The sequence below is a fragment of the Paenibacillus hebaui genome (assembly GCF_051934385.1).
GTDB lineage: Bacteria > Bacillota > Bacilli > Paenibacillales > Paenibacillaceae > Paenibacillus.
The window spans coordinates 6,201,505-6,218,941 of the sequence record NZ_CP196836.1 but is presented as its reverse complement, the minus strand read 5'-3'; the positions used below and the strand labels follow the sequence as shown (position 1 = coordinate 6,218,941).

The 17,437-nt window shown below is 47.4% G+C and carries 15 protein-coding genes; 12 read left to right on the top strand and 3 right to left on the bottom strand.

Annotated elements, in window-relative coordinates; translation table 11 throughout:
* The first annotated feature begins 30 nt into the window (after nt 1-30).
* Nucleotides 31-1,443, top strand: a complete 1,413-nt coding sequence (gene mmuP / locus ACR32F_RS28215; protein ID WP_440112982.1) for an S-methylmethionine permease — start codon at nt 31-33, stop codon at nt 1,441-1,443.
* Complete coding sequence (mmuM, locus tag ACR32F_RS28210; protein ID WP_440112979.1) at nt 1,421-2,446, top strand: homocysteine S-methyltransferase; 1,026 nt, start codon at nt 1,421-1,423, stop codon at nt 2,444-2,446. The genes mmuP and mmuM overlap by 23 nt, the downstream gene beginning before the upstream one ends.
* A 178-nt stretch (nt 2,447-2,624) precedes the next feature.
* Here the strand turns inward: mmuM and ACR32F_RS28205 are convergent, their stop codons facing one another.
* Nucleotides 2,625-3,446 (bottom strand): AraC family transcriptional regulator, encoded by an 822-nt coding sequence (locus tag ACR32F_RS28205; protein ID WP_440120041.1) that lies wholly within the window; start codon nt 3,444-3,446, stop codon nt 2,625-2,627.
* A 207-nt stretch (nt 3,447-3,653) separates the two neighbouring features.
* On the opposite strand from ACR32F_RS28205, the gene ACR32F_RS28200 reads away from it, so the two are divergent.
* Both ACR32F_RS28200 and ACR32F_RS28195 read left to right on the top strand, forming a co-directional pair.
* Entirely contained in the window at nt 3,654-4,430 is a 777-nt protein-coding gene (locus tag ACR32F_RS28200; protein ID WP_440112976.1) for a sugar phosphate isomerase/epimerase family protein, read from the top strand.
* A 150-nt stretch (nt 4,431-4,580) separates the two neighbouring features.
* Entirely contained in the window at nt 4,581-5,600 is a 1,020-nt protein-coding gene (locus tag ACR32F_RS28195; protein WP_440112973.1) for a Gfo/Idh/MocA family protein, read from the top strand.
* 232 nt (nt 5,601-5,832) lie between these two features.
* Here ACR32F_RS28195 and ACR32F_RS28190 read toward each other — a convergent pair whose 3' ends face one another.
* On the bottom strand, nt 5,833-6,780 hold the full coding sequence (locus ACR32F_RS28190; protein ID WP_440112970.1) for an aldo/keto reductase: 948 nt from the start codon (nt 6,778-6,780) through the stop codon (nt 5,833-5,835).
* A gap of 20 nt (nt 6,781-6,800) precedes the next feature.
* Nucleotides 6,801-7,805 (bottom strand): Gfo/Idh/MocA family protein, encoded by a 1,005-nt coding sequence (locus ACR32F_RS28185; RefSeq protein WP_440112967.1) that lies wholly within the window; start codon nt 7,803-7,805, stop codon nt 6,801-6,803.
* Nucleotides 7,806-7,923: 118 nt separating this feature from the next.
* Here ACR32F_RS28185 and ACR32F_RS28180 point away from each other — a divergent pair, with 118 nt between their 5' ends.
* From ACR32F_RS28180 to ACR32F_RS28145, 8 genes are all read left to right on the top strand, one after another.
* Entirely contained in the window at nt 7,924-8,760 is an 837-nt protein-coding gene (locus tag ACR32F_RS28180) for a helix-turn-helix domain-containing protein (RefSeq protein WP_440112964.1), read from the top strand.
* Between the two features lie 105 nt (nt 8,761-8,865).
* Nucleotides 8,866-9,279 (top strand): Rrf2 family transcriptional regulator, encoded by a 414-nt coding sequence (locus ACR32F_RS28175; RefSeq protein ID WP_440112962.1) that lies wholly within the window; start codon nt 8,866-8,868, stop codon nt 9,277-9,279.
* Between the two features lie 176 nt (nt 9,280-9,455).
* Entirely contained in the window at nt 9,456-9,905 is a 450-nt protein-coding gene (locus tag ACR32F_RS28170) for a nuclear transport factor 2 family protein (RefSeq protein WP_440112959.1), read from the top strand.
* A gap of 295 nt (nt 9,906-10,200) precedes the next feature.
* Nucleotides 10,201-10,722, top strand: a complete 522-nt coding sequence (loaP, locus tag ACR32F_RS28165) for an antiterminator LoaP (protein WP_440112956.1) — start codon at nt 10,201-10,203, stop codon at nt 10,720-10,722.
* 296 nt (nt 10,723-11,018) lie between these two features.
* On the top strand, nt 11,019-12,014 hold the full coding sequence (locus ACR32F_RS28160; RefSeq protein ID WP_440112952.1) for a 3-oxoacyl-ACP synthase III family protein: 996 nt from the start codon (nt 11,019-11,021) through the stop codon (nt 12,012-12,014).
* Between the two features lie 16 nt (nt 12,015-12,030).
* The gene (locus ACR32F_RS28155) at nt 12,031-12,747 is read left to right on the top strand and encodes a thioesterase II family protein (protein WP_440112949.1); all 717 of its coding nucleotides are present in this window, start codon (nt 12,031-12,033) and stop codon (nt 12,745-12,747) included.
* Between the two features lie 25 nt (nt 12,748-12,772).
* Entirely contained in the window at nt 12,773-13,642 is an 870-nt protein-coding gene (locus ACR32F_RS28150) for an acyl carrier protein (RefSeq protein ID WP_440112946.1), read from the top strand.
* Nucleotides 13,643-13,646: 4 nt separating this feature from the next.
* The gene (locus tag ACR32F_RS28145) at nt 13,647-17,435 is read left to right on the top strand and encodes an SDR family NAD(P)-dependent oxidoreductase (RefSeq protein WP_440112943.1); all 3,789 of its coding nucleotides are present in this window, start codon (nt 13,647-13,649) and stop codon (nt 17,433-17,435) included.
* Nucleotides 17,436-17,437 lie beyond the last annotated feature (2 nt).

Below are 17,437 nucleotides of genomic sequence, written 5' to 3'. Positions count from 1 at the left end.
TTTTCTGGATGAAGGAGTAGGGGAGCAGGCATGGAGAACAACAAAGACAAGGGACATTTTCAGCGTAAAATGCAGGCTCGGCACGTGGTCATGCTCTCACTTGGTGGAGTTATCGGTACAGGATTGTTTCTTAGCTCGGGTTATACGATTCAACAGGCTGGACCGCTGGGTACCATTCTGTCCTACCTGATTGGAGCGATTGTCGTATATCTGGTTATGCTCTGTCTTGGTGAACTGTCTGTGTACATGCCGGAGACGGGGGCGTTTCATAGCTATGCAGCCAAATACATTGGTCCAGCTACAGGGTACACCGTGGCCTGGTTGTATTGGCTGACTTGGACAGTTGCGCTCGGTTCCGAATTCACGGCGGCTGGATTGTTGATGCAGCGATGGTTTCCTTCAGTGAATGTATGGATATGGAGTGCGCTGTTTGCGATTATGATCTTCCTGTTCAATGCGTTGACGGTCAAATTTTTTGCGGAATCAGAGTTCTGGTTCTCATCGGTTAAAGTACTTACGATTGTGGTCTTTATTATTATTGGTGGGGCGGCCATGTTCGGCATTATTCCGATGGCAGATTCGGAACCTGCACCGTTTCTCTCCAACATTACAGCATCCGGCTGGTTCCCGAATGGAGCTACTGCGATATTAATGACGATGCTGGCTGTGAACTTTGCGTTCTCGGGCACCGAGCTGATTGGCATTGCTGCTGGAGAGACGGAGAATCCGGAAAAGACGATACCGAAAGCGATCCATACCACACTGTGGCGTTTGATTATTTTCTTCATCGGAACGATTATCATCTTGTCGGCACTACTGCCAATGTCGGATGCGAGTGTACTGCAAAGTCCATTTGTAGCCGTAATGGAGCGGATCGGTGTTCCGTATGCAGCGGATATTATGAACTTTGTTATTCTGACCGCGATTCTGTCTGCAGCCAATTCAGGCCTGTATGCTTCTTCACGGATGCTCTGGTCACTGGCAGATAAAAAGACGATCTCTCCGTGGTTTGCCAAACTGACCAAACGTGGTGTACCACTGAATGCGCTACTGATCAGTATGGTTGGCGGCGGCTTGGCCTTGCTGTCCAGCATCATTGCGCCGGGAACGGTCTATATCACATTGGTCTCCATTTCGGGTCTTGCGGTGGTTGCGGTATGGATGAGCATTAGTGCATCACAGTACATGTTCCGTAGGCAATATATACGGGAAGGGCATTCGGTAAAAGACCTTGTCTACCGGACACCTCTTTATCCGGCTGTGCCTATTATTTCTTTTGTATTGTGCCTGGCTTCATGCATAGGTATAGCCTTTGATCCAACGCAGCGAATTGCACTGTATTGTGGGGTTCCATTTATCGCACTGTGTTATGCAGCATATTATCTGACAGAACGTGTGAATAAGAAAAGAGGACAAGTACATGACGCAAGCAAAACAGACTAATCCCATAGCACAAATTCTGCGTGAACATCCGGTGATGCTTCTGGATGGGGCGCTGGCAACCGAGCTGGAGCAGCACGGCTGTGATCTGGATGATCCGCTCTGGTCTGCCCGTGTGCTGCTGGAGAATCCGGACGTCATCGTTCAGGTACATGCGGATTATTTCCGTGCGGGAGCGGACTGTGCCATTACATCCAGTTATCAGGCGACCGTGGATGGATTCAGCCAAAGAGGCATCGGAGAGCAAGAATCGCTGGATCTGATTCGCATGACAGTTAAGCTAGCTGCACAGGCGCGCGATAAAGTATGGGAAGAAGTGCAAGATGGAGCCGGAGGAAACGTGACGGGCAGTCATTCAATGGGGGAGCAACAAACAACAGAGGCCATGGCGAAAAGTGTCTTGGCACGGCCGCGGCCGATTGTTGCTGCGTCCGTTGGACCCTACGGTGCTTATCTGGCAGATGGCTCGGAGTATGTGGGTCACTATGGCGTCTCGGATGAGACGCTGACGGCCTTCCATCGTCCTCGAATCGCAGCGTTGCTGGAAGCTGGGGCTGATATTCTGGCTTTTGAGACCATTCCTTCCTTGCAGGAAGCGCAGGTGCTGGTTGATTTATTGAAGGAGTTTCCTAATGCATATGCATGGCTGTCCTTCTCTTTAAAAGATGGAACTGCCATCAGCGAAGGAACACCGATTGAAGAGTGTGCACGATTGCTCGGCTCGGAACCGCAGATTGCTGCGATTGGCCTGAACTGTGCTCCCATGGAAGTTGTAACGGAAGCAGTCGGTATTCTAAGCCGTGCCAGTGATAAACCAGTCATTGTATATCCGAACTCGGGAGAGGTATATGATGCAGTGACGAAGACATGGAGCGGACAGGGAACATGTGGTAGCATGAGCGATGCGTCTGAGCAGTGGGTTGCTGCGGGTGCCAAGATTATCGGCGGATGTTGCCGGACTACGCCCCACCAGATTGGTGAACTGGCGAAAAAGTGGCGCAAGTAGGAGCGGTGTGGGGAACTCCAGAAGATTAATCGGGTTGAACATGTATCTCATTAAATGTTAGGAAAATAAATCAAAGAGCCTTCAGCTCCTGCACATGTGCTTGTAAGATCAAGCCAGTTAGCGGGAGCGAGGGCTCTTTGTTTAGATCTACCGATATATGTAATTCTAAGGTCACGAATCAATGTTGCAACACTTCATCCTGAATCATGATATGCTCTTTTTCGCGATACTCCGCCGGCGATACTCCGAAGTGCGCTCGAAATACCCGGTGAAAATAGGAATAGCTCGCAAAGCCGCAGGATTCGGCGATATGCTCTAGTGTCATTTCACTGTATTTCATGCGCTCGAGCGCCGCGTTCAGACGGATCTCAATCGCGTATTGAATCATGGTCTGATTGTAATGCTCCTTAAATAAACGGACTGCACGCGAAAGGCTTAGTCCCGCATAACGGGCTGCTTCCTCAAGCTTGAACGTTACGGTGGCATGTTCTTCAATGAAGCGTTTCAACTTCAGGGCTGAGGAGACAGCCCGATCCGTCTGGATATTTTCCTTGATTGCCCGGTCGATATACAGACATAATCCGCGTAGCAACGCATCCTTTAGCTCCACATTTTCCTCCAAGGGTCCGCGACGCTTCTCCAGTAGCATATTACGCCATAGACTGATCAGCTTATCATCAAGTCCAATCCGGCTCACGGTGGATCGATGCTGCCGTTTCCACCAGTTCTCAATCCAGCTGCCTTCGCAGAACAGATAATAATCGCCGCTGGACAATCGTCCTTCCTTATGCGGTTCATCGACCACGAGATGATAGTCGTCACCAGGCTTCAACAACAGCAAGTCCCCGCTAGTCATCCTAAATTCTTCATCCTGTACATACACTTTGCACGAGCCTTCCGTTTGAAGACGGAACAGATAGGTTTGCAGCTCGCCCTTCATATTATGGTTGAACGCTTTATAGTGGTATGAGTAGTCACAGATTAGTACGGATGTCTCCAACGTTTCCAAAGATGTAATCCTCCAATACACGCATCCTGTATGCACTCAAATGGCCTGCATTCGAATGATGCAAGATACTGGAAATAAAATTTGATCAGATAGTTCATGTTCTGACGATATTGTATATGTTCATTCTAGCCTCTTTTGCGTTAGGATGATACCAGATAGAGCAATGAAAGCAAATTTGAGAGCAGAGGTGTATCCGACATGAAAAAACTTAATATTGGTTTGCAATTGTTTACACTCCGTGATGAAACTGCAGCAGATTTTCGTGGTACGTTGCGTAAAGTAGCGGCCCTGGGATATGAAGGTGTGGAGTTTGCCGGGTATGGTGACATTCCAGCAGAAGAAATGAAAGCGCTACTAGATGAGCTTGGACTGAAAGGATTCAGCAGTCACGTTTCATTACATGCGATGCGCGAAGACTTGCAAAAACAAATCGACTACTTGAAAACGATTGGTGCACAATATATCATTTGCCCTTACCTGATGCCTGAGGATCGCCCTGAGAATGCAGAAGGCTGGAACAAGCTGTTCGCCGAATTGCAACAATATGGAGCTGAAGCCGCGAAGCAAGGATTGATCTTCGGATATCATAACCATGATTTTGAATTCCATGGCCAGGTTGGCGATGCAAATGCCTTTGATGCCATGTTCGCTCAAACAACGCCGGAAGCGGTGAAAGTGGAGATGGACGTATGTTGGGTACAGTTTGCGGGACAAAATCCGATCGAGTATATTAATAAATATGCGGGTCGCTTGCCGCTGCTTCATCTGAAGGACTTCAGCAAAGACGAACAGGGCCAGATGAAAACACTGGAATTGGGACAAGGTTCGGTTGACCTGCCAGCTGTCATTGAAGGAGCTACGAATGCAGGTGTGGAATGGTTGATCGTGGAACAAGACGTATGTCAGAATCCTCCACTTGAGAGCGTATCCAACAGCTATAACTGGCTAAAACAGAACTATTTGAACCAATTTTAATCTAAGCATTTTGCATAAATCCAAAGAGCGTCTTTCAATCAGCAAGATATAGATCGAATTGGTTCTATTCGTCTATATCTTGTACCCGTGAGCGAATTGAATCGAATTATGAAAAATGCTGAATCTATTTGTCAAAGGAGACTTATGTACATGAGTAAAATTAAAGTTGCTGTATTCGGCTGTGGAGCCATTGCCGAGCGCAGACATATTCCAGAGTACGCTGTCAATGAGAACGTAGAACTTGTCGCTTTTGCCGATCCGATCGTGGAGCGTGCGGAGAAAATGGCCGAAACTTACGGCGGTAAAGCTTACTCCAGTTACGAAGAGTTGCTTGCAAATGAAACGGTTGATGCCGTTAGTGTGTGTACACCGAACTATCTGCATGCCCCAATGGCTATCGCTGCTGCAAATGCAGGTAAGCATGTATTGGTTGAAAAACCAATGGCTGTGTCCACTGAGGAAGGCGAGCAAATGATCGAAGCTGCCAAGAAAAATGGTGTGTATCTGATGGTTGGACACAACCAACGCCTGATGCCTCCACACGTGAAAGCCAAAGAAATTCTCGACTCGGGCAAACTGGGCAAAGTGCTGAATTTCCGTACTTCCTTTGGTCATCCGGGTCCGGAAGGCTGGAGTGTAGACGGAGCAGAGAGCTGGTTCTTCCGTAAGGAAGAAGCGATTATGGGCGCTATGGGTGACCTGGGCGTGCACAAATCGGACTTTATCCGTTATTTGCTGAATGATGAAGTGTCTGAAGTTGCTGGTTTTATCAGCACACTGCATAAGGAAAACACCAAAGTGGATGATAATGCAACTTGCCTGTTGCGTATGAAAAGCGGTGCAATTGGTACGCTGGTAGCCAGCTGGACACAATACAGAGCAGGAGATAACAGTACAGTTCTGTGGTGCGAGAATGGTGTAATGAAGATCGGTACAGTCGAGGGCGATGAAGTCATTGTTGAACTGACGAACGGTACGGTTGAAACGTACAAAGTCGGTGCCATGGCAACCAACGAGAAACAAGTACCGAGCGGCGTTATTGATGCTTTTGTGGAATCGATTGTAACCAAAACACCTCCAGCGATTTCTGGGGAAGAGGGCTTGCGTTCCTTGCAAGTAATCTTGGCAGCATTCGAATCTGAGAAGACAGGTCAGATCGTTAAACTGTAATCCATACGAATGATAGTGTAATTTCTAACCTTTTAGATATTCTCTCCATGATATAAGGGACTTACCTTCAGAGATGGTCTGGGGTAGGTCCCTCTCTATTTTTGTTCTTACATATATTTGGAGAGTATCACAAAAAGAGACTGACGCTTCCGCTACAGTGCGGAAATGTCAGTCTCAGAACGTATAATGATCAGACTATACCTGTAACACCTGTACATCAGTAAAAACTGTTTTAGATCCCAGCGGGTACTTCACTGCCCAGATCCAACCATGCTATTTCAGCAGGAGTCAGCGTGATGCGGGACCCTTCGTCACAGGAGAGCAGTTCTGCCTGATTTTGGGCACCGATCAACGCGCAGGTTGGAAACGACTGATTCAGTACATAAGCAAGCGCAATTTGGATCGGTGTTGTCTTCTTGGTAGCGGCCAACTGTTCTGCCCGGTGCAACCGTTCCCAGTTGCCATCACTGTAAAATACACGAACGAGATCTTCGTTGTCCCGTACTTCAGGGGTGAACCGTCCAGTGAAGAAACCACGCGCCTGGGAGGACCAGGACAGCAATGGCAGCTTGGTTTCTTCATGCCATGCCAGCGTTTCTGCATCTGCCGACACACAGCCTTCCCAGAACGGTTCGTTTGCTTTGGCGAGACTGAGATTCGGACTGCTGAATGTGAAGCCCTTCAGGCCATTCGCTGCAGCGTACGCATTGGCTTCCTCCAGCCGCTGCCAGGTCCAGTTGGAGGCGCCAATTGCGCCGATTTTGCCAGATTCAATATGTTTGTTCAGTGCTTCAAGAATAACACCAACAGGTATGTTTGGATCATCCCGGTGTAAGGCATACATCTCCACATGATCCGTCTGAAGACGCTCCAGACTTTCCATCAGGTCACTGCGGATGGCGTCAGCGTTAACACGTGGTCCGTTCTGGTCATGATGCGCACCTTTAGTAAGAATCACAATCTGATCGCGGTTACCGCGTTCCTTCATATAACGACCAAGGACTTCTTCACTCTGTCCGCCACAATAGATATGCGCTGTATCTACGGTGTTACCGCCAATCGACAGAAAGGCATCCATGTTCGTAGCTGCTTTATCGTAGGCATCATGCACGAAATAATCGGTTCCTTTAATCAATCTGGAGACACGTTTACCTACTCCGGAAATTTCAATATATTCCATAATTCAATTCATCCTCTCGTTTATAGTGTAATTCGTGTACGTTCTTCTGCTGAACGAAGACAGGCTTCCAGCACTTTCATATTGGCTACCGCATCGGAAGGGGCGAAGCGCAGATCCTTGCCCTGGAGTACAGCACGGGCTATATCGTCTCCCTGGAGAGAATAGTGGTTCACTTGTGGAACCTCAATCTCCCTGTGCTCACCGCCAGCAGTGACATAGAAGTTTGAACTGCGATCCAGATTGCTGATAAATGCAGAAGGTACCTCAATGATGCCATCTGATCCCAGTACCTCCAGCGTGTTGCGGAAGGCAGCCCACATGCTGCTATCAAACGTTACACCAACATGGTTGTCGAACTCCAGCAGGCCGGAAGCCATCATATCCACCTGATCATGTTCAGGCGAGAACATGCCGATGACGGTTACCGCAGAAGGCTCTTGACCAAGCAGCAACCGTGCGGCACTGATGGAATAACAACCGATGTCATACAGGGCACCGCCACCCCAATCCCGACGGAAGCGGACATTGCCTGACGAACCGGAATTGTTGAACGAAAATGTACTATGAATGCCGCGGATTTCACCAATTTCTCCGCTGGCGATAATGTCTCTGATCTGCTCGTAACGTGGATGATGCCGGTACATGAACGCTTCAGCCAGCTGCACACCTGCATCTGTACAAGCTTGCACCATTTCTTGAGCTTCCTGCTCTGTTAGAGCCAGAGGCTTTTCGCACAAAATATGTTTGCCTGCCTCAGCAGCCCGAATCGTCCATTCCCGATGCAGATGGTTCGGCAGAGGGATATAAACGGCATCAATGGAGTCATCGGCCAGTAATGCATCATAACTGCCGTAAGCCTTTTCGATCCCGAGTTGCTCAGCCGTCTGTTTAGCTTTTTCTTCGTCCCGACTGGCAATTGCGGTTACTTCATTCAACTCGGATTGCTGCAAACCAGGAATAACGGATTCCACAGCAATGCTAGCGCTACCAAGAATGCCCCAACGCAATTTCTGACCTGAATTCATTTGTAGTTTCCTCCTGAATATGAATGTATATTGTGATTATAAAGAATAGAACCGCGAATGAAAATGATAATATATTGAAGTTAGTTAACACAATATTGTTTACCTAGGAGAGATTTATATGATGAGACAGACGGTATTACTAACCTTGCAGGATATTCCGTATTTTTGTTATCCAGAGTCCGTTGGACATTATATGGATCACTCCCAGCACAGCGTATTACGGGAGGCTGGTGTGCTTAACAACTTTAATATTCACTACGTCGCTGCGGGCAAAGGATATGTGGAAGTGGACGGGGTGGTGCACGAGCTTCGCGCGGGTCAGGCCGTGCTCTATTTTCCGCAGCAGCGACAACATTATTACAGCAGCGAAGATGATCCGTGGGATGTGCGTTGGGTTCATTTTTATGGCGAACGTCTGCATGATTATATGATCGAGCGGGGGCTGCATCGCAATCTGCTGTGGACGCTGCGGCAACGTAACTCCTGGGAGGAAGCACATCTGGCCCTGCTGACGGAAGCGGAGCAGAACACGATGCTTCGTCCGGCTCAGCTATCTACGCTGACCTATGCCATCTTGGCTGAGTTTGTGCAGCATGCGGTGCCATTAAAAAGTACACGTACAAGCAAGGCAGAGAGTCGAGTTCTTGCCCTGCTTCCACAGATGCAGCAGGAGGCCTGTCAACCATTTCTGTTGCAGGATTGGGCTGATCTGGCAGGTGTCAGTTCGTATTACTTTTGCAAAATGTTCAAGAGTGCCGTGGAGATGACCCCGATGGAGTTCATTACACGCTCCCGGCTACAGATGGCGAAGCAATGGCTGCTGGAACGGCCAACGGCCAACATTGGACAGATTGCGGAGGAAGCGGGATATCCCAATGCCAGTTATTTTAACCGGCAGTTTATGGCTCATGAGGGCATGACCCCGACGGATTACCGTGGGTTATACCATAGTTAACAGTGAGGTTGCCGTGTGCTGTGAGCTTCAGATGTCCCTCGTTTGACAGAGTGTTCAATCAAGTCTATTATAGATAAATTAAATCCGTATATATGAGGTGCCCTCATGAAATATTCCAAAGCCACTAATTATGCACTGCATACCATGCTGTTTCTTGTCGCGACCGAGCCTGAACAATTGGTTAGTGTACATCAATTAGCTGATATGCAGAAAGTATCTCCAACCTATTTGTCCAAAATATTGACCAAGCTGGTCAAGGCGGGCATGATCGAGTCTACCTCCGGTGCCAATGGCGGCTACCGGCTTAGCCGGAAGAATCCAGACCCTTCGTTTCTGGAGATTATCCATGCTATTGAAGGGCAGGCTTCCCTGTTCGAATGCTCACAGGATCATAACGAAGGCTGTCTGATTCAGCAGGTGATGGTTCAGGCAGAAGAAGAGATGGAGAGTCATCTGAGCAATAAGAAAATGTCGGTGCTGGCTGCCGAGATGAAAGGAAGCTCTTTCCTTCAAACTTGAATGAAGGAAGCGGCAGTCGATCATATCGCTCTGCCCGTTGAAGGACCAATGTGTAATCGTTCCTCCCCCTCTTAGGGGGCACGTCGTTGTACCTAATATGAAACGAATGGTACAATAAGGAAGGACATTTACCAATACATATTTTATGACATCTTACATCTCTGGAGGGACAACACATGAGCCAATCAACCATCACGGGACTGGAACAACTGCTTGCACTGGAAAATATACGCAACACTAAGGCGCGTTATTGCCGTCTTATTGATACGAAGCAGTGGGACACACTGGGTGAAGTGTTTGCTCCAGATGCGGTAGCCGATTTCAGCACAGAGGGGAATCCCATTCCAGTACTGACGGGGCGTGATACCATCGTACAAGTGTTCCGAGATCTGGTGGACGTTGCTGTAACCGTGCATCACGTACATAGCGCAGAAGTTGAATTTGTATCCGAGAACAAAGCGAAGGTTATCTCTCCAATGGAAGATTGGGTAACATTCCCGGAAGGTAATGAGAACAAATCTTTCCACGGATTTGGACATTACCATGAGATCTATGTAAAGATCGACGGTCAGTGGTACATTGAGCACACCAGTCTGAAGCGTCTGCGTCTGGACTTGTTTGAATAGTAGAATAATGGAAAAAAATTACTTACAGATGTTTGGTGCTGTAAGTGATTTTTTGGTTGCATTGGAAGCGAGTAATGTCTCGAAGTTGTCTATCAGACAAAACATGAGCGTTTTATGTGAATTGCAAGTTTGTTTTACATAAAATTGAATTAATAGCATTGACGTTCCAAAAGTCATGAGTTAAGATACTTACAACAAAACAATTACATTTTATTACACAAATTGAAACTTAGGGTCTATGTTCTTTCTTATGTATATTTCCGCTTGGCTAATTTGTTAATCAGAGGATGATGCCATGAACTGGTACGCATTGTTTGTACACACAGGAAGCGAAGAAGTCATTAGGAAATACCTACATATGTATCTAGGAACCTCCATTCGTGTTTTAATCCCCAAGAGAAAAGTTCCGGAGAAGAAATCAGGTATTTTTGAAGCCTGCACCAAAAAGGTCTTTCCTGGCTATGTATTAATTCAAGTCAACATGACCGCCGAAACTTACCACTTAATCTGTTCCATTCCTCATATCATTAAAATGCTGGGAACTAACGCAAGCTGCACGCCGATCCCGGACCATGAAATGACCACATTGCTGAACCTCATCAATCCGGAAGATATCATCGATTATTCAACCGTTTATATGGAAAATACCAAAGTTGTGGTGCTGGATGGCCCGTTGATGGGACATGAAGGCATCATTAAGAAGATTGACAGACATACACGCAGAGCAAAGATATGGCTTCACCTAACAGGTAATGATAAACCTAGGTTAGTTGATTTGGGCGTTGATATTTTATATGCGAAGCAAGAAGAACGTTAATGTACTCAGATATGCTATGGTCACATACGACAACCAAAACCGGAGGAGCAGAATGAAGCTTAGGCACATTATGCAACCAAAGGAGTCATATGCATAAACACTGAAATACACAACGTGTATCAACAGGGCGAAGCTATGTACGTCGGAGCAGTCCTGGCTACATTTTGTTGAAAAAGGAACTCCTGTGACAGTGCAGCGCAAATAAGCGGCTGAACTGTTTTTTGTTATCTTCAGAGAATTTTAGTGTCTTCAGAGAGGGCTTTTCCCCTGAGATTCAGGAAAGGAAGACGTGATGCATGAGACAAATGACCATACGGGGTATTGGCATGTATATGCCGGAATCCGTGTTAACGAATCAGGGGCTGGAAGCCATGGGCATTAACGCAAATGCGGACTGGATCTATCACAATCTTGGAATCCGTGAACGAAGAATTGCGCATGAGCATGAGTACACCAGCGATTTGGCGGCGCAAGCTGCAAGACAAGCTATAGAACAGGCTGCGATCGATGTCGAGGATATTGATATGATCATTATGGCGACCTTCACACCGGATCGTTTGATACCTCATCCGTCTGCTCTCGTGAAGCAGAAGATCGGAGCAAGCCAAGCCATTTGTCTGGATATCCGCGCGGGCTGTGCCGGGTTCAGCTATGGATTATTGAATGCATATTATACGTTTCAGGCAGAAGAAGACATAAGCAATATTTTAGTTGTTGGTGCGGATACGTACTCGAAAGTTACGAATTGGAAGGATCGAGCAGCGTGTTCCAGTGTGGGAGACGGCGCAGGGGCATTTATTTTACAAGAATTGGATGGCAGTGAGTCGTATCAAAGCTTATTTGTGAACGGAATGATGCATCATGAGATTATGGAAGATATCGATTATGGAACACTGCCTGTTCATTATGGCCACATCTCTGACGGATCTGTTTCCGTCTATACATCCAATGGCAGATATTTATATGAACAATTAGCCAGAGGTATTCCGCGGCTGGTGAACCGTCTGCTGCGCAAAGTAAAATGGAATATGGAGGAAGTGGATCTGTTTATTTTCCCACAAACGAACAGTAACCTGATTAGAGAACTGGCTGTTGCCCTGGGTATTCCACAAGAAAAGGCCTATATGGCGATGGAGAAATACGGGTATACCTCTAATGCCTGCTTGCCTATTGCGGTGAACGAGGCTGTGAATCAAGGTGCACTGAAAACGGGTGACCGTGTTGTGTTGGTTGGAGCTGGGGCTGGAACGTATTATTGCGCTACAGCGATTAGATGGGGAGAAGTCGTGTAAGTGGAGAGGAGATTATATGGCCAAGATGCAATTATACTGTGTCCCTTATGCGGGAGGGTCAGCATCCATATATAACAAATGGAAAAAGGGGTTATCCGAATCCATTGTGCTGAACCCGGTTGAACTGGCAGGACGTGGATTGAAATTCTCTAAGCCGTTGTATGAGAGTATTCAGCAAAGTGTAGATGATGTATTTGATTATATCTCTCGCGATTTGCCAGACGAGGAGCCATATGCCCTATTTGGACATAGTCTCGGAAGTCTGATTATCTATGAACTGTATAACAAAATGCATGAAGAGCAGTTCAGGAAACCCGTACATATGTTTTTCTCGGGGCGAGAGACACCGGATTATAAAAAAGCACATGTCTATTACCATTTGCCCGAAGGACAGTTCATAGACCGCATCAAGGAAATGGGCGGTACCCCGGATGAGTTCTTTGAGAACCAGCAGCTGATGGATATGTTCATCCCCATATTACGTAAGGATCTGGAGATGAATGAAACGTATACTTACGAAGAGAAGCCTTATAAGCTGCAATGTGATATCACGATATTGAACGGAGCAGAGGATGAAGCCTACATTCTGGAGTGTGCAGAACGTTGGAGAGGTTATACGCAACAAGGAAGTGCCGCCCGGATATACAAAGGGGGGCACTTTTATTTATTCGAAGGCAGTATGCATCGGGTTACCAGCATGATCAATCAGACATTAACAAGTTATATGGAGTAGATCCTATACGGAGGTGAGGTGTCCAATGAATCAACGGCAGATTACACCAATTGAACAACTGGAGGCAACCATTCTGGACGTATTTCATGTTGTGCTGGGAGCCGATGCGGGAGTCACAACCACGATTAACTTTTTTGACTTGGGGAGTGATTCTCTGCTTCTTGCCCAGATCTATAATCAACTTGAAAAATTATATCCAGCTCAAATTACGTTAACCAATATGTTTGCCTATCCTACGATCTCCAGACTTGCCAAATTCATCGCAGACCAGGAAGGCATGGAACTGGAAGCATATCCTGTTCCGTTGGATTACATGCAGAATACAGGACAGGTCCTTCAAGACCATCGATATGAATTCAGGATCGAGAAGGATCGTTTTAATGAAATCAGAGACTTGTCCAGAATTGCAGGCTGCACACCTGTGGAATGGTTGTGGTCTTTGTTCGCATATCTGTTGACGGAGATTGGTAATCAGCCACAACTTACGGTCTATACACTAATTTATCGGATGAACCATATCAGTTCCATTTCGCTGGATGTGCAAGAGGTGCAGGATTTCAATGAGTTGTTTGTCGTAGCCAAACAAACTTTGCATTCAGCAGACGAACAGCCTGGTCATCATATTCAGGATCTGGTTAGAGCAGGGATGAAATCACAACATGACGCCATTCGTCCGCTATTCTATGAAGCCGATTATGTCAGTGGAGGCAGGGGGGCGCTGGAGGAGCTGTTTGATGTCATCTGTGAAATTCAAAATGAAAAACGAAATATGCTGGTAACGATGTATTGCAAACCCCGAATGAATACCATTCAATGGAACCTTTTATTCAGAACCTATGATCAAATGCTTGCCAAAGTGATTGAAAGTCTCCGCCCAGCGGCTGAAAGGGGATAAAACAATGAGAAACAAACTGATGGATTTCAGTGAACTGGGTATTCGTGACACAAGTCAGACGGAGTCGTCTAGTAAGCTGCCTCCAGCCGCAACTACAGCTGCCATCCGTCCGGGTGATATCGCGATCGTTGGGCTCAGTGTTCGTATGCCCTTGGCGGATGATGCGGAGCAATTCTGGGATAACTTGTTGCGTGGTCTGGATTGTACGAGGGATCTGCCGGAGCAGCGACGCCAGGATGCCGATAATTACATCTCTCGTAAAATGAACCCTGGTGAAGACACCAAATACTTGGACGGCTCTTATTTGGAACATATCGATACCTTTGATTATCCCTTTTTTCGATTTACACCGAAAGAAGCCAGTTTGATGAATCCGGCCCAACGTATCTTTATGGAGACGGCTTGGGCCGCTTTTGAAGATGGAGGATATACCAGTGAGAAGCTGGCGGGCAGCAACACAGGAGTATATGTGGGATTGGTTTCGGATCTGGAAGGTTATCGCTATAAAGAAATGATTCATGATGTGGAACCACAGTCTTTGCCAATCTCGGTCACAGGCAATTTGTCCTGCATTTTACCCAGCCGATTATCGTACCTTCTTGATTTGAGAGGACCGAGTATGGTGGTGGACACGGCCTGTTCTTCATCTCTGGTAGCAGTCCATCATGCCTGTAATGCCATTCGTTTGGGTGAGTGTGACATGGCACTGGCAGGGGGCGTAAAACTCAACGTGCTTCCTCTGGACAAGGATTACTACCGAATGGGCATTGAATCCTCCAATGGCATGACACGCCCCTTTGATGATAGCTCAGATGGTTCCGGAATAGGTGAAGGCGCGGCGGTCATTATGCTGAAACCACTTCAGGATGCCATTAAGGACAAGGATCAGGTGTATGCGGTCATCAAGGGTAGTGCCATTAACCAGGACGGGAACTCGATGGGGATTACAGCGCCGAATGCCAGAGCCCAGAGTGAGGTCATTGTGAAGGCGTGGAAAGCAGCGGGGGTCGACCCGGAAAGTATCGCTTATATTGAAACCCATGGAACAGGGACTGTCTTGGGAGATCCGATTGAAATCGACGGCATTAAGGGAGCGTTTGAGCAATACACCGATAAGAGGCAATTTTGTGCCATCGGTTCAGTGAAGTCCAATATCGGACATTTGTATGAAAGTGCTGGTATTACAGGGCTTGTTAAATCCGTTTTGTCCTTAAAAAAAGGGATTTTACCTGCGGTTAAGCATTTTGATCGCCCCAATCGCAATATTGATTTTAGTGGAACGCCTGTGTATGTGAATACACGTAACCGGATCTGGCCTGCTGAGGGTGCACCTGTGCGAATGGGTGTCAGTGCATTTGGCTTCAGCGGAACCAATTGTCATCTCATTCTGGAGCAGGCGAGTGCAGTGGAAACCACCAGCGAGACTGAGGTACGGGAGTATCTATTCCCCCTTTCAGCGAAGACGCTCCAATCACTGCAACAATATATATCTAAATATACGAAGTATCTGAAAACAACCGATCACACGTTAGCAGATATATGTTACACGGCAGGCACATCCCGAACCCATTATGAACACCGTCTGGTACGGATTGCTTCAAGCAAAGAGGAGTTGCTCGCCCAACTAGTCGCACTTGAAGAAGGCGGGTTGGATTCCATTCGAGAGCAGCCAGTCCCGGAGTCGAATCAGCTGCATTTAACGGCCCATTGTGAAACCTATCTTGGTGGTGGGGAGGTAAGCTGGCCAAGTCTGTATTCGGGTGAGGATGTTCGCCGAATCAGCATTCCAACCTATCCATTCGAAGCTTATCGGTGCTGGATTGAACTTTCCGCTCCTCAGACCCAAACCAAGCCAGATGCCATCGCAATGGAGAACGTACACCATTATGAGATGGGCTGGGTTCGTGAACCAGAACGCAATTCAGATCGGAAGTTATCGGAAGGACATATCGTTATTTTTATGGAGGATGCAAACCAGGACAGGTCTTTGCCTACGGCGCTGCAGAAGCAGGGTCGCCAGGTTATTGAAGTGATCGGTGGACCTTCGTTCCTTCAAGTATCTTCTGGGGAGTACGTCATTTCACACCATCGTGAGAGCATGGAACAATTATGGGCTCACTTGGGAGAATTGACGATCACCCAGATCATCTATGCTCAACAGCAACAGTCCTTTCACGCATTTTTCTATCTTCTTCAGGAAATGATCCGTACGCAATCGTCGGAGCCTGTTGATGTGGTGTTGTTGACGAATCCAATCCATTCGATCACCGGAACCGAAGAAAATGTATTTCCTCAAGCTGCCCTGATGTTTGGTCTGGGTTTGGCTGGACGGAAAGAAGACTCACGTCTGCAATGCCGCTCCATCCAAGTGGATGCAGAGACTTCGCTCCAGGATATTCTGGCCGAACTGGATCATGAAAGTGATGATTATGGTGTAGCTTATCGTGCAGGCATTCGTTACATTCAGCAGTTTGGAGCGTTGGACCCGAGTCAATATCCTAAACGGGACCACAAGATCCGCAATGACGGATTGTATCTCATTACTGGCGGACTGGGCGGCATTGGGCTAGAGCTTGGATTACAACTCGCGAAGCGATACCCGGGAATCACACTCGCGCTGGTGAACAGAACTTCGCTTCCAGCTCGAAGGGAGTGGGACAGCATTGTAGCTGCAAATTCCCAAGATGCGTCATATCCCAAAATCCAAGCTGTTCAACAAATGGAGGCTCTTGGAGCCACGGTTCTCCCTTACCAAGCAGATATTTCAGATGAAGCATCCATGCGAATGATTCTAAGTGAATTGCGTCAGCAATACGGCCGCATTGCAGGTGTCATTCATGGTGCTGGGGTTGCTGTAGGTGGAGATCATCCGCTTAAGGACAGAACGATAGAAGAAGCTGAACGTGTATTACACCCTAAAGTGCAAGGAACCCAGGTCGTGGATCAACTCACCAGAGAGGACAATCCAGACTTTTTTGTTATGTTTTCATCCATCGCAACGTTATTTAGCGGGCCGGGACAGGCGGATTATGTTGCTGCCAATACGTATCAGGATGCCTACGCAGCCTACCGCAACCGGGATATGGACGGAACGATGACCGTCAACTGGTCAACCTGGAAAGAAACAGGTGCAGCTGCCGCAACGGGGTATGGCGTGGACACCCTGTTCAAAGCCATGACCAATGAAGAGGCTCTGACCTGGCTGGATCAGGTGGAAGGACGTCAGATTGAACGTGTATTGATAGGACAGATGTCGACAGACCGTGGCATGTTGAAGATGATTCGGAACTATCCGTTCAGACTTTCTCCTGAAGTGGAGAGCTGGATTGATTCACGTCTACAGAGAGCATCAACACCGAAGGCTCCAGTTGCTCCGCAAAGTGTGGCCCGGCAGGATGCCGTACTGAATGGTGCGGATGACGGAGAATACAGTCCATGGGAGAAGCAGGTTGCGGGTGTATGCCAAGCCGTTCTGGGCTTTAATGAAATTCATATCCATGATAGCTTCTTCGAACTTGGAGCTGATTCCATTCTGGTGAAGCAAATGTATGCACAACTTGACCGTCAGTATCCGGGAGTACTCGTCGTTGCAGATCTGTTCGAACATCCGTCTGTGCACAGACTGGGTGGATATTTGGCTGATAAAACAGGGAATAAACGGGAGAGCAAGCAGGTAGAGGTGCCTTCAGGTGGTGCAATTGCACTGGACGAGGAAGTCCATTCTCTTTTTGATCAGTTGGAAGATGGCAAGATCAGCATGGAGGATATGCTCAAAGGATTAAAACATATCTGATA

Excerpts from the sequence above, each read along its gene's own strand:
- ACR32F_RS28185 (WP_440112967.1), bottom strand. The coding sequence starts at position 7,805 with ATGAATTCAGGTCAGAAATTGCGTTGGGGCATTCTTGGTAGCGCTAGC.
- ACR32F_RS28150 (WP_440112946.1), top strand. The coding sequence starts at position 12,773 with ATGAATCAACGGCAGATTACACCAATTGAACAACTGGAGGCAACCATT.
- ACR32F_RS28190 (WP_440112970.1), bottom strand. The coding sequence starts at position 6,780 with ATGGAATATATTGAAATTTCCGGAGTAGGTAAACGTGTCTCCAGATTG.
- ACR32F_RS28180 (WP_440112964.1), top strand. The coding sequence starts at position 7,924 with ATGATGAGACAGACGGTATTACTAACCTTGCAGGATATTCCGTATTTT.
- ACR32F_RS28195 (WP_440112973.1), top strand. The coding sequence starts at position 4,581 with ATGAGTAAAATTAAAGTTGCTGTATTCGGCTGTGGAGCCATTGCCGAG.
- ACR32F_RS28175 (WP_440112962.1), top strand. The coding sequence starts at position 8,866 with ATGAAATATTCCAAAGCCACTAATTATGCACTGCATACCATGCTGTTT.
- ACR32F_RS28145 (WP_440112943.1), top strand. The coding sequence starts at position 13,647 with ATGAGAAACAAACTGATGGATTTCAGTGAACTGGGTATTCGTGACACA.
- loaP (WP_440112956.1), top strand. The coding sequence starts at position 10,201 with ATGAACTGGTACGCATTGTTTGTACACACAGGAAGCGAAGAAGTCATT.
- ACR32F_RS28170 (WP_440112959.1), top strand. The coding sequence starts at position 9,456 with ATGAGCCAATCAACCATCACGGGACTGGAACAACTGCTTGCACTGGAA.
- mmuM (WP_440112979.1), top strand. The coding sequence starts at position 1,421 with ATGACGCAAGCAAAACAGACTAATCCCATAGCACAAATTCTGCGTGAA.
- ACR32F_RS28200 (WP_440112976.1), top strand. The coding sequence starts at position 3,654 with ATGAAAAAACTTAATATTGGTTTGCAATTGTTTACACTCCGTGATGAA.
- mmuP (WP_440112982.1), top strand. The coding sequence starts at position 31 with ATGGAGAACAACAAAGACAAGGGACATTTTCAGCGTAAAATGCAGGCT.
- ACR32F_RS28160 (WP_440112952.1), top strand. The coding sequence starts at position 11,019 with ATGAGACAAATGACCATACGGGGTATTGGCATGTATATGCCGGAATCC.
- ACR32F_RS28155 (WP_440112949.1), top strand. The coding sequence starts at position 12,031 with ATGGCCAAGATGCAATTATACTGTGTCCCTTATGCGGGAGGGTCAGCA.